At 54.6% G+C, this 12965-nt stretch carries 11 protein-coding genes; 9 read left to right on the forward strand and 2 right to left on the reverse strand.

What is annotated here, in order from left to right; genetic code table 11:
- Positions 1-269: 269 nt before the first annotated feature.
- Positions 270-1517: a 3-deoxy-D-manno-octulosonic acid transferase gene (locus B4W65_RS14900; protein ID WP_088655970.1), complete on the reverse strand. Its 1248-nt coding sequence runs from the start codon at positions 1515-1517 to the stop codon at positions 270-272.
- Between the two features lie 174 nt (positions 1518-1691).
- On the opposite strand from B4W65_RS14900, the gene B4W65_RS14905 reads away from it, so the two are divergent.
- Both B4W65_RS14905 and B4W65_RS14910 read left to right on the forward strand, forming a co-directional pair.
- Positions 1692-3401, forward strand: coding sequence for a glutamine--tRNA ligase/YqeY domain fusion protein (locus B4W65_RS14905; protein ID WP_088655971.1), 1710 nt, complete (start codon positions 1692-1694; stop codon positions 3399-3401).
- Positions 3402-3507: 106 nt separating this feature from the next.
- Positions 3508-4344, forward strand: coding sequence for a toxin-antitoxin system YwqK family antitoxin (locus B4W65_RS14910; RefSeq protein ID WP_088655972.1), 837 nt, complete (start codon positions 3508-3510; stop codon positions 4342-4344).
- Between the two features lie 3 nt (positions 4345-4347).
- Here the strand turns inward: B4W65_RS14910 and B4W65_RS14915 are convergent, their stop codons facing one another.
- Positions 4348-6837, reverse strand: a complete 2490-nt coding sequence (locus B4W65_RS14915) for a hybrid sensor histidine kinase/response regulator (RefSeq protein ID WP_088655973.1) — start codon at positions 6835-6837, stop codon at positions 4348-4350.
- 164 nt (positions 6838-7001) lie between these two features.
- Here B4W65_RS14915 and cysS point away from each other — a divergent pair, with 164 nt between their 5' ends.
- From cysS to B4W65_RS14950, 7 genes are all read left to right on the forward strand, one after another.
- Positions 7002-8474, forward strand: a complete 1473-nt coding sequence (gene cysS / locus B4W65_RS14920) for a cysteine--tRNA ligase (RefSeq protein WP_088655974.1) — start codon at positions 7002-7004, stop codon at positions 8472-8474.
- Between the two features lie 65 nt (positions 8475-8539).
- Entirely contained in the window at positions 8540-9583 is a 1044-nt protein-coding gene (locus B4W65_RS14925; protein WP_088655975.1) for a M28 family peptidase, read from the forward strand.
- A 2-nt stretch (positions 9584-9585) separates the two neighbouring features.
- A complete protein-coding gene (locus B4W65_RS14930; protein WP_088655976.1) occupies positions 9586-10200 on the forward strand; it encodes a ribonuclease HII in 615 nt (204 codons plus the stop codon).
- A gap of 273 nt (positions 10201-10473) precedes the next feature.
- Positions 10474-11403, forward strand: a complete 930-nt coding sequence (locus B4W65_RS14935) for a CsgG/HfaB family protein (RefSeq protein ID WP_088655977.1) — start codon at positions 10474-10476, stop codon at positions 11401-11403.
- A gap of 4 nt (positions 11404-11407) precedes the next feature.
- Positions 11408-11740 carry a trafficking protein particle complex subunit gene (locus B4W65_RS14940; RefSeq protein ID WP_088655978.1) on the forward strand — a complete coding sequence of 111 codons (333 nt, stop codon included), beginning with the start codon at positions 11408-11410 and terminating at the stop codon, positions 11738-11740.
- Positions 11741-11775: 35 nt separating this feature from the next.
- Positions 11776-12126, forward strand: coding sequence for a DUF4810 domain-containing protein (locus B4W65_RS14945; RefSeq protein WP_088655979.1), 351 nt, complete (start codon positions 11776-11778; stop codon positions 12124-12126).
- A 16-nt stretch (positions 12127-12142) separates the two neighbouring features.
- Positions 12143-12832 (forward strand): GNA1162 family protein, encoded by a 690-nt coding sequence (locus tag B4W65_RS14950; RefSeq protein ID WP_146697806.1) that lies wholly within the window; start codon positions 12143-12145, stop codon positions 12830-12832.
- Positions 12833-12965: the final 133 nt, after the last annotated feature.

Below are 12965 nucleotides of genomic sequence, written 5' to 3' on the forward strand. Positions count from 1 at the left end.
CGGTGTGCCCCCGTCAGGGGCACGGATAAAAAAGCGGACTGAAGTCCGCAGCGATGAGGCACCCGTGCCTCATCGCATCAACTGGTCATAGAGATTTCCTTCTTTGACGCCCCACAGGCTCGGGGCACAGGTGCCCCAAGCCCGCGGACTTCAGTCCGCTTACCTACCCGCGCCCACCGGGCGCTCCACTTCTGCCCTAATCATAGCCCAGGACTTCAGTCCTGGGTGGCCTTGTGCGTCAGCCAGAGATAAAGACGTCGCCCAGGACTTCAGTCCTGGGTGGCCTGTGTGCCAGCCGAAACCCCCAGCACACGCTCCGTAGCCCCCGTCATTCTGCCGACATAGGCACTGGCCGCAGCGCCAGCTGCAGCCAGCCGGGCAGCATCACCGTCCCACAAACCTGCCATCACCTGCTCAAAATCCGCCTGCCCCGCAATGGCAAAGGCAGCGCCCTCCTCCAGCAAATCCATCGCCTCCTTAAATTTCTTGTGGTGGGGACCAAAAATCACGGGCATCCCGTAAGTAGCGGCCTCCAGCGTGTTGTGAATCCCCTTGCCAAAGCCGCCCCCAATGTAGGCCACACTGCCGTAGCGGTAGAGCGACGACAGCAAGCCAATGGTGTCGATCACCAGTACACGTGCCTCCGCCGATACCGCGCCCTTCAGTTGCGAGAAACGGGCTGCGCCCCCTTTAAAGCGCGCAACCAGCTCCTGCACATGCGCCTCGTGCACCTCATGCGGCGCCACTATTATTTTCACATCCGATGGCGCCTGCTCCAACCACTTGGCCAAAATCGCCTCATCGGGCGGCCAGGTACTGCCGGCCACCAGGACGCGCTGACCCTTTGCAAAGTCGGCAATCACCGGCACCTCACGCGCCTGCTCCACCAAAGCCTTTACCCGGTCGAAGCGCGTATCGCCCGCCACCTCGCAGTGCGCCACCCCAATGCTGCGCAGTAGGCTGGCCGAGCGCTCGTCCTGCACAAAAAAACGGGTAACCAGCGGCAGCAACTTCCGGAACCAGCCCCCATACCATCTGAAGAAGATCTGCTCCTCCCTGAAAATGGCCGAGACCAGATAAAGCGGAATATTGCGCCGCTTCAAAGCCTTAAAATAGTGGAACCAGTATTCGTACTTAATGAAATAAACCTCAGAAGGCCGCACCTTATCTATAAAACGACGCGCATTCGCAGCCGTGTCGGCCGGCAGATAGAGCACCAAATCGGCCAGCTCATAATTCTTGCGCACCTCGTAACCCGAAGGAGAGAAGAAAGTCAGCACCACCTTATGGTCGGGCCGCTGCTTGCGCAGCGCCTCTATCAGCGGCCGCCCCTGCTCAAACTCCCCCAGCGAAGCACAGTGCACCCAGGCCACCTTGTCGTCCCCCCAAAAAGCGGCCAAATCGCCCCACACCCTGCGTCGCCCCTGCAGCAGCAAGGCGGCACGGTGATTAAAAGGTGCTGCCAGTCGCAACACCCAGCCATACAATAAAATACCCAAATTATAAACCAGACACATAAGCTTTTACTTTTCAAATGCTCAACAAGTGGCCTCAAAAATACAACAAGGGGGACGACTCCCTCACATTTTTGGACCAAAAAAGCAGAAAGCCCCTAAAAACTTTTACTTTTGCATCTTGTACCTGGGGTTTTTAAAGGACCGGGGCCGACATTACACTTTTTTGAGCAGAACATGAGCAACGAAGCAGCAAAACCTTCCGTGGAAGAAGTCAAGACAAATTTTATTTACCAGGAAATAGACAAGGATCTGGCCCAGGGTAAGAACGGCGGTAAGATACTCACCCGTTTTCCACCCGAGCCCAACGGCTACCTGCACATTGGTCACGCCAAGTCCATCTGTCTCAACTTTGGCATTGCCAAACATTACAAGGCCGCCTGTAACCTGCGTTTCGACGACACCAATCCCACCAAGGAGGAGGTCGAGTACGTCGACTCCATTCAGGAAGACATCCGCTGGCTGGGCTTTGAGTGGGAAGGGGAACCCAGGTACGCCTCCGACTACTTTGAGCAACTCTACCAGTGGGCCGTATTGCTCATCAAAAAAGGCAAGGCCTACGTCTGCGAACTCAACGCCGAGCAAATAGCCGCCCAAAAGGGTACACCCACCACCCCCGGTCAGGACAGTCCCTTCCGCAACCGCTCGGTGGAAGAGAACCTCGACCTTTTTGAGCGCATGCGCAAAGGGGAGTTTAAGGACGGTGAAAAAATACTGCGGGCCAAAATCGACATGGCCTCGCCCAACATGCACATGCGCGATCCCATCATGTACCGCATCATCCACCGCCACCATCACCGGACCGGCGACCAGTGGTGCATTTATCCCATGTACGATTTTACGCACGGTCAGAGCGACTTTATAGAAGGCATCACCCATTCGATTTGCACCCTCGAATTTGAGGTGCACCGCCCCCTTTACAACTGGTTCCTCGACCAGATTCTGGATGGCGAAGACGCCCCTGCAGTACGGCCCCGACAGATCGAATTTGCCCGTCTCAACCTCAACTACACCGTAATGAGCAAGCGCAAGCTGCTCGAGCTGGTACAGAAGGGCATTGTTTCGGGCTGGGACGACCCCCGTATGCCCACCATTTCGGGACTGCGGCGCAGGGGCTACACCCCCGAAAGCATTCGCATGTTTGCCGACCGCGTGGGTGTGGCGCGGCGCGACAATGTGATCGACCTTGCCCTGCTGGAGTACTGTGTGCGCGAGGACCTCAACAAGCGGGCCATGCGCGTTAACGCCGTACTCGACCCCGTGAAAGTCGTCATTACCAACTATCCCGAGGGACAGGTGGAGATGATGGAAACCGTGAATAACCCCGAGGACGAAACGATGGGTACCCGTGAGCTGCCCTTCAGTCGCGAGATTTACATCGAGCGCGACGACTTCATGGAAGAACCTCCCAAGAAGTATTTCCGCCTGGGCCCCGGTCGCGAAGTCCGCCTAAAAAGCGCCTACATCATTAAGTGTGAGGATTATAAAAAAGATGCCGACGGTCGCGTCAGCGAAATTCATTGCAGCTACTACCCCGATTCCCGCAGCGGGGCAGACACCTCGGGCATTAAGGTAAAAGGCACCCTGCACTGGGTATCGGCAGCCCACGCAGTAGATGCCGAAATCCGCTTGTACGACCGCCTGTTTATGGACGAGGCGCCCGATGCGCATAAGGACAAGGATTTTAAGGACTTCCTGAATCCCGAATCGCTCAGCACCCTCAAGGGCTGCAAGCTCGAACCCTTTTTGGCCGGGGTAAAGCCGCTCGACCACTTCCAGTTTCAGCGTCTGGGCTACTTCTCGGCCGACAAAGACAGTCGACCCGACGCCCTGGTGTTCAATAAAACGGTGGGACTGAAAGACTCCTGGGCCAGGAGCAATAAGTAGCGGCGCGGCAGCGGTCAGCAAAAAGCGCACTAAAAGTCATCAAAAAGATGTAACCTTAGCGCCTGCTTTCGGGTTAAAGCAGAGGTAAGCTTACATCTTTTTTCGTATGTACCGTTCCGCTTCCATAGTACCGCACCTGCTGCTGAGTCTGTTCTTACTGACTATCGGACAGCCACTTTTGGCCCAAAGCGACACCCTCAACCAGGTGCTGCCCACAGGCGAAAAGACAGGCTACTGGCAGCTGCGTAACGAAGAGGGACAACTGGTAGAAGAAGGCCGCTACGAAAACGACCGCAAGGAAGGACTCTGGAAAAGCTATTACCCGGAGGGCAGTCTCCAACACGAAATCACCTACCAACAAGGCATTGCCAACGGTCCCGCCCGCTTCTTTTTTGAGGACGGCCACTTGTGGGAAGAAGGCAACTGGAAGGAAGCCTATTGGGTGGGCGCCTACAAATTGTACCACCCCAGCGGCAAGCCGGCCTACGAATTCACCTACAACCAGTACGGCAAGCGCCAGGGCGAGCAGCGTTATTATTACCCCGACGGCACCCTCAAATACAAGGGCAAATGGGCGGGGGGACAAATAGACGGCCATGTGGAGGTGTACGACAGCACCGGCACCTTGCAACAAATCCGTAATTACAGCGAGGGGAGTTTTGAAAGCACCACCGACCTGCAGCTTACCCGGCCCGAGGCCGGGGAAGCCAACGGCGAGCGCGTCCTTTCCCCCTTCCACGGCACCGGTCAGCATACCACCCGCAAGATGGATGGCCGCCTGTATCAGAAAGGCTACTTTAGAGATGGGATACTGCAAGACGGAGAAGAATACATCTACGACGACCAACGGCAACTGCGCCAGGTGCGTATTTACGAGAACGGCAAACTCATCCGCATCCGTTCCGGCAGCGATTTACCCAAGGAGCAACCGGCCCAACCTTAAGCCTCACTCCCAGGCATCAAGAATGTAGCGAATCTCCAGCCACTCTGCCTCTACCTGCGTCAGCAAAGCAGTCAAGCCCTCTGCGGGTCCACCCGCCGCCAGCTCCAAGCGCTGCGCCAAATCGCCCAGCTCCTGCATGCCCACATTCCAGGCCAGACCCTTAACGGCATGCGCCAACACCCGCAAGTCCTCCTCTTTGTCCTCACGCACCAACTCCCGCAAACGCTGAATAAACGTCTGCATTTGAAAGGACGCCGAATGCAGGACCTTCTCCATGCCCTCCTGGTTACCCCCCAGGCGTTCCAGCAAATCGTTCAAATCGAGATGCACCGGCTTACCCTGATGAAAACTCATCGCTTCGTCCACCTCCTCAAAACCGGGAATAAAGCGATCCAACACCTCCTGAAGACGCTTCCGGTCGACCGGCTTAGCCAGAAAATCGTCCATGCCCGCCTGCAGACAAGCCGCCTGCTCCTCCTCCAGGGTTCCGGCCGACAAAGCCACCATCGGAAGATGGTGGCCCGAACCCACTTCCGCCGTCCGCCAAAGGCGCACCGCCTCCATGCCTCCCATAACCGGCATCTGCACATCCACCAGCGCCAGAGCGGGCTGCTCCTTTTCCAACAGACTCAGCAAATCGCGACCGTTACCCACCACCTTAACACGCACCTCCGGAATGGGGCCCCTCAACATCAGGCGCAGCAATTCCACATTCAAGTCCTGGTCCTCCGCCACCACAATAAAGGGGCGACCAAAATGTTTCTTTTGCAAGTGTTGGGCAGGCCGCTTATGCACCTCAGGTACCGATTCATCCGGCACCTTCAGCACCACCGAAAAATAAAAAACAGTCCCCTCACCGGGGCGACTTACAAAATCTATATGTCCCCCCATCCTTTCCACGATGCGGTTCGAAATGATCAGGCCCAGTCCCGTGCCCCCGTACTTGCGTGTGGTGCTCGTATCGGCCTGCGAAAAGGCACGAAACAAACGCACCCGCTCCTCCTCCCGAATGCCAATCCCCGTGTCCTCCACCCTAAAATGTAGTCCCACCTGTCCCCCGCCAGGTTCCCCGGTCGCCACCCGCAAGCGCACCGAGCCCTCGTGGGTAAACTTCAGGGCATTCGACAACAAATTCAACAGCACTTGTTTCAAGCGCAGGGCATCCCCCAACACCAAAGCAGGCAACTGAACCGGCAAGTCCGCCTCAAGCAACAAGCCCTTCTGCTGCGCCTGGAGACTCAGCATAGCCAGGGTTTCCTCCACCACGGCACGCAAATCAAAGGCCTGCTCCTCCAGTTCGAGTCGCCCCGCCTCAATTTTCGAAAAATCCAGGATGTCGTTCACCACCCCCAGCAGAGCATGGCCCGAAGTATGCACATTATTCAAATACCGGCGCTGGGTGGCACTCAAGGGCGTCGCCTCCAGCAACTCCGAGAAACCCAGAATGGCCGTCAGCGGCGTACGTATTTCGTGACTCATATTGGCCAAAAACTCGCTTTTGGTGCGACTCGCTTCCTGGGCCTGATCGCGGGCGCGACGCAAAGCCCGTTCCACCTCTATTTTCAACAAGGTGTCGGCCAGCGAGTTCGACAGCACACTCAACAAATAAACATCGCTCCCCTTCCAGTCCATCTGCGTTTTAACCGCATCAAAACCCAGAATGCCGCTTACCCTGCCCCGCATACTCAAAGGCACCGAAAGCAGCGACTGAATGTGCTGGCGGACAAAAAGTTCACGCTCACGAACGCCATCGGCAGGAACATCGTCCAAAGACCTCACCTGCACCACCTGCTCCTTCGACAATTGGCCCCACCACCAGGGCAGCTCCGTCAGCGGCAAATCCTGCACCGCCTCCTTTTCGGCACTGATTCCCGGCGCACACCACTCATGCGTATTGGTAATGGTACCCCGTTCCAGGTCGGCCAAAAACACATAAGCCCTATCCACCCCCATCAAACGGCCGGTCCGCTCCAACATGCTGTCGATCTTCTCGTCAATATTTTCGGCATGGGAGCCAATAAAATCATAAGAAACATCCGCCACCAAACGATGAAAAAGCGTCTGCCTATCGAGGTGTTCCTCAAACAAACGCCTTTCCGTTACATCCTCCGCAACCCCTTCTATCCAACCCATCTCCGGATTGAGGCGCGCCGAAATCCGCACCCACACCAGAGAGGCATCCAGGCGACGAAAGCGCCCTTCAAAGCCCTCCACCTTTCCATACCTTTGCAGCAGCGTTACAAAACGCTCCCGCACCGACAAATGCTCGTAACGCTCCGTCAGATAAAAAGGAGCCGCCAATAAAGCCGCCCGATCGGCCACCCCGCACATCCGCGCAAAAGCCTCATTGCCATCGAGCACCAAACCATCACTGAGCTGCGTACGGAAAAGGCCCAACTGAGAATGCATAAAAAAACTGCGGTAACCCACCTCGGAATATCCCGAAGCAGATGGACGCTCCTCCCCCATTCCGGCCCCTTCCTTGCTTTGCATTACACTTTTGGTTTACAAAATAATAATTCCTTACACAACACGCATCTTACACTCCTACGCAGTGCAAACAAAAAAGTATACAACTTTTTTGTAAAAAACCAGTCCATTGGCAGCATTCCCACCTTTTTTGTAATTTAGCAGGTCTAAATAAAAGAAAGTCCATCATGCAAGCCAGCCTGAAAATCTTCAACACGCTCAGTCGCGAAAAAGAAATATTTGCCCCCCAAAAGCCCCCCCACGTCGGCCTCTACGTCTGCGGTCCCACCGTTTACGGCGATCCCCACCTGGGCCATGCCCGTCCCGCCATCACCTTCGACGTACTTTTTCGTTACCTGAGTCACCTCGGCTACAAAGTGCGCTACGTGCGCAACATCACCGACGTAGGCCACCTCGAAAACGACGCCGACGAGGGCGAAGACAAAATTGCCCAAAAAGCACGTCTGGAATCGCTCGAGCCCATGGAAGTGGTGCAGTACTACACGGAGCGCTACCACAAATACATGGAAGCCCTCAACGTAAAATCGCCCTCCATCGAACCCCGCGCCTCGGGCCACATCATTGAGCAGCTGGCCCTGGTCGACAAAATACTGGAAGAAGGCTACGCCTACGAAAGCAACGGCTCCGTGTACTTCGACGTAGAGCGCTACAACCGCGAGCACCGCTACGGCATCCTCTCCGGCCGCGTACTCGAAGACCTGCTGAGCACCACCCGTCAACTCGACGGTCAAAGCGAAAAGAAAAACAGCTACGACTTCGCCCTCTGGAAAAAAGCCAGTCCCTCCCACATCATGCGCTGGCCCAGTCGCTTCAGCGACGGCTTCCCCGGCTGGCACCTCGAGTGCACCGCCATGAGCGCCCGCTACCTGGGCGAAAGCTTCGACATCCACGGCGGCGGCATGGACCTGCTCTTTCCGCACCACGAGTGCGAAATTGCGCAAAGCACCGTGGCCCACGGCCACGGTCCCGCCCGTTACTGGATGCACAACAACATGATCACCATCAACGGACAAAAAATGGGCAAATCGCTCGGCAACTTCATCACCCTCGAAGATTTCTTCAGCGGCAAGCACAAGTTGCTGGAGCAAGCCTACAGTCCCATGACCATCCGCTTCTTCATTTTACAGGCCCACTACCGCAGCACGGTGGACTTCTCCAACGAAGCCCTGCAAGCCGCCGGCAAGGGTCTGCAGCGTTTGATGGAAGGCCTTGCCCAGCTCGACAAGCTGCAAGCCGGAGCCCCCTCCGGCTTCGACCTCGAAGCCTTCCGCAACAAATGCTACGAAGCCCTCAACGACGACCTCAACACCCCCATTCTCATCGCCCAACTCTTCGAAGCCGTCAAGCTCATCAACGCCGCAGCTGCCGGCAAAGGCAGCTTCAGCGAAGAGGAACTAACAAGCCTGCGCCAACTGATGCACACCCTGGTGTTTGAGGTACTCGGACTCACCCCCGCCCAGGCCGAAGGAGCCAAGGGTTCGGAAACCCTCGAAGGCGTTATGCAGCTCCTCCTGAGTCTGCGTCAGCAAGCCAAGGAACAAAAGGACTGGGGCACCGCCGACAAAATCCGCGACGAGCTCAAAGCCCTGGGCATCACTGTAAAAGACAGCAAAGACGGTGCCAGCTGGGAGTTAAAGTAAGTCGTACAGCAATCACAAAAGGACCCTTCCAAAACGAAAACCACCAAAAACCAATCGGTCTCCAAATGAAACCATCCATAAAAAACAGCCTGTTCGCCTTTAGTCTCCCCATATTTCTGCTGGGCGCCTGCGGCGGCGGAAGCGGACAAAGTGCCTCCGGGACAGCCAGCAACAGTACCGGCAGTGCTGCCAAACAGACAGCCGCTGCCACCAAAGTCGACCTGCAGACGCCCGACTTCGTGGCCGACTCGGCCTACCACTATGTGGCCCAACAGGTGGCCTTTGGTCCCCGAGTGCCCAACACCCCCGCCCACCTGGCCTGTGCCGACTATCTGGCCGCTAAGTTGCGCGACTTCGGTGCCGAAGTCATCGTGCAGGAAGCGGAAGTCCGCGCCTTCGACAACACCCGCCTGCAAATCCGCAACATTGTCGGGCAGTTTCAGCCAGAAAAAAGTAACCGAATTATGTTGTATGCGCATTGGGACAGTCGCCCCTTTGCCGACTACGATCCCGATCCGGCCCGGCGCAATGAGGCCATCGACGGCGCCAACGACGGCGCCAGTGGCGTAGGCGTACTGCTCGAAATAGCCCGTCAGCTGGGTCAGCACCCGACCCATCCCGGCATCGACATCATCTTTTTCGACGCCGAAGATTACGGTCAGCCCGACCACCTAGACCTGCCCTACCAACCCGACACCTGGGCCCTGGGCAGTCAGTACTGGGGCAAAACCCCCCACAAGCGCGACTACTACGCCCGCTTCGGCATCCTGCTCGACATGGTGGGCGCCCCCAACGCCCAGTTTTACCGGGAACAATACAGTCTGCAAATGGCCCCACGCCTGGTCGATCACATTTGGGGCATCGCCGGCGAGCTGGGCTACGGCAACCAATTCAATTACAACAAGGGCGGTATGATTGTCGACGACCACGTCTACGTTTACCAACACCGCCAAATTCCCAGTGTCAACATCATCCAGTACGAGCCCGCCAGCGCCACCAGCTTTGGCCACTACTGGCACACCCACAACGACACCATGGACAACATCGACAAAGGCACCTTAAAGGCTGTGGGTCAGACCGTACTCGAAGTCATTTACCGCGAAAAATAGGCATGGCACCTCGCACCCCGCTTCAAAGCTGCTACCAGCAAGAGCTCCTCGAAGCCGGCTGCGACGAAGCCGGTCGCGGTTGCCTGGCCGGACCCGTCAGTGCCGCGGCAGTCGTGCTGCCGCGCGACTTTCGCCACCCCCTGCTCAACGACAGTAAGCAACTGACCCACAAACAGCGCGATCAGCTGCGCAGCGTCATCGAAAGCGAGGCCCTCAGCTGGGCAGTAGCCCTCGTACACAATCCCGAAATCGACCAGATCAACATCCTCAATGCCGCCATCAAAGCCATGCACCTGGCCCTGGAGCAACTGCGCCCCCAACCCGAGCTCTTACTCATAGACGGCAACCGCTTCAAAAGCTATAAAAACCTGCCCCACCACTGCATCGTAAAAGGCGACGCCACCTACCTCAGCATAGCCGCCGCCTCGGTCCTGGCCAAAACCCATCGCGACCAGTGGATGGAAGAGGCCCACCGGCAATACCCCCATTACGGCTGGAACCAGAACAAAGGCTACCCCACCAAAGCGCACCGTGCCGCCATCGAGCAGCACGGCGCCACCCCCCTGCACCGACGCAGCTTCCGGCTTACAGATGGCCAGCTGCAGCTGCCCCTTTAGCCTGCTTTATTCATAATTTGTCGTTATGAGATGCTCAAATACCAATAAATATGGACAACCGCAAAGAAAATGGACGCAGGGAATAATAGATTATTTTCAAATCTATTTTATTGAGGACGTCCGTATTTAGCAGGTAGTTGGGCATCGTAATAGATAATTTATGAATAATGCAGGTTAGACCATTCGTCATTTTTTTTCAAGCAATCGTCACATCGCTGTTTCGCCAGTGATATTATTTACTACCTTCGTTTATTCACTAAACTCAATCCAAAAATGCGAAAGATTGTCTTTGTACCAGCACTTTGTCTTCTGCTGGCTGCCTGCACCACGCAACAAAAAGTTGTTCAGGTTCAATCCCAGGTTCAACCAGAAGCTCCACAGGAACTCTCCTTAAAACGAAAAGTAGCCATTGCCCGCTTTTCCAATGAAACCCAATATGCCAAAGGCATATTTTACGACAAAGAAAACGATCCCATCAGCAAACAGGCCATGGACATCCTATCTACCAAGCTGGCCGCCTCGCAAAAATTCATTCTCCTTGAAAGAGACGGGATGGACAAAATCCTTGAAGAAATTGAACTCGCCGGCAACAACAACTACCAGCAAGTTGGAGCGGATTATCTGATCCTGGGCTCAGTAACCGAATTTGGCCGCAAAAATGTAGGCGACGTCAACGCCTTCTCCAGAAGTAAAACACAAACCGTACAAGCCGGAGTAAGCATCCGGCTGGTAGACGTCTCTACCGGACAAATCATCTACTCAGAAGAAGCAAAGGGTCAGGCAGAAACCAGCAACACCACAGTGATGGGACTGGGCGAACGCACCGATTACGACGCCACACTCAGCGACAAAGCCATCTCTGCAGCCATCAGTCAACTCACCGAAAACATCATTAACAATTGTATGAATCGCCCCTGGAAATCCTACTTTCTGTCACACGACGAAAACGGCATCTTTATTTCAGGTGGCACAAGTCAGAACATCCAAATTGGCGACACCTTTGACGTAGTAGAAAAAGGGAAAGAAGTCAAAAACCCCCAAACCGGAATGATGATGGAACTCCCGGGCAAAACCGTAGGCAAGGTTCGCATCACCTTTTGCGGCGGAGACAGTCCCGAAAGTGAATTTTCTATGGTCGAATTCAGCCAGGGTTCCATAGACCCTGACCAACTCAACAATTACTACATCAAAGAAATAAAATAAGCCCATGAAAGCGCTCTACCTACTTTTGCTATCCAGCCTCTTGATTTTGGCTGGCTGCACCGGCGTAAAAAGCGTCAGCAGCGGATTAGAAAATCAGGCCTACCTTGAAATACTGGGAAATCCGCAAAGCTTCCCCAACGGGGTCGTTGTTAAAATCAACGACAATATGGAATTTCCAGCTGAGGTCAACGCACCAAATGCCAAACGTCCCAAAGGAACCGTGTATGCAATTCCCACCGGCAGCAATTTGGTGACCATCAGCGTAAACAACGAAACAATATACCGTAAGAACATATTCGTCGGTGCACAAGAAACCAAACAAATCACCTTACCTTAAACTTCTGCAATAATTCAACCATAAAGAAAACCCAAATGAAATTATTAAAAACCACAATGGTGCTGCTTTTACTCGCGGCCCTGGGATCTTGTGCACCACAAGTACTGCCCCTTTACACCTGGGGATCCTACGAACAAGACAGCTACAATTATCTGCACAAAGCCAACGAAGAATCGATACAAGCCCTCTTGCTTGCTTACCAGGAGGTGATAGAGAATCAGGAAGGCTCAAGAGAAACAACACCTCCCGGCATCTGTGCCGACTACGGATTTTTACTTTTACAACTCGACAGAGTGGCAGAAGGGAAAGCCATGTTGGAAAAAGAAATTGAGCTGTATCCCGAATCAAAAGTCTTTGTTGATCGCATTCTAAAACTCATTGAATAATCGCAAAACCCAAACCATGCTAAAAAATACCATACTACTAACGCTCACAGCACTGGTTCTTACCACCGCCTGTACCGTTACCGAACCCGTTTCCAAACTTCAGGCCTACAATGGGCTTTACACCGAAAAACCCGTCTCGTTGCTGATTATGCCTCCCATCAACCGAAGCACCAACGTTGAAGCCAAGGAGTATTTTCACACCACACTGAATGTCCCCATAGCCAATGCGGGCTATTATGTCATTCCACCCTTTTTGTCCATGGACATCCTCAAGCGCGAAAGCGCCTACGATGCCGAATTGTTCCTGGATGCTCCATTGGCCAAATTTGGAGAAGTATTTGGTGCAGACATGGCGCTGTTCACCCTCATACACAAATGGGATAAATCAAGCATAGGAGCCACCGTAACTGTCGATGTCGAATACATCATCAAATCCATCCATACCAACGAAGTCCTGTTTAAACGAAGAGGACAAGTGACCTACGACACCTCAATGAATCTTGGAGGTTCCGGACTGGTTGGTGCCCTGGCCAATATGGCCGCCTCTGCAATCAACACCGCAGTCACCAAATACGTAGACGTCGCCAGAGCTTGTAACAGCTATACACTGAGCGACCTGCCTGCAGGAACTTACAGTCCCACCTTCCTTCAGGACAGCATACAAAATGCCGGCAAGGATGTCTTTAAGGTGACCATCAAAAAATAAAAGCAATTCACCAGGAAAACAGCAAAAGCCGCTCCCCAGTCAAGGGGGGCGGCTTTAGTGTTTCCCGGACAGCTGCAGCTGCCCCTTTAAAACCGCAAATAATCGCTATCTTTGTCGGCGGAAAAATTGAAAA

Origin of the sequence: Geofilum rhodophaeum (assembly GCF_002210225.1) — a bacterium.
GTDB classification, from domain to species: Bacteria; Bacteroidota; Bacteroidia; order Bacteroidales; family Marinilabiliaceae; genus Geofilum; species Geofilum rhodophaeum.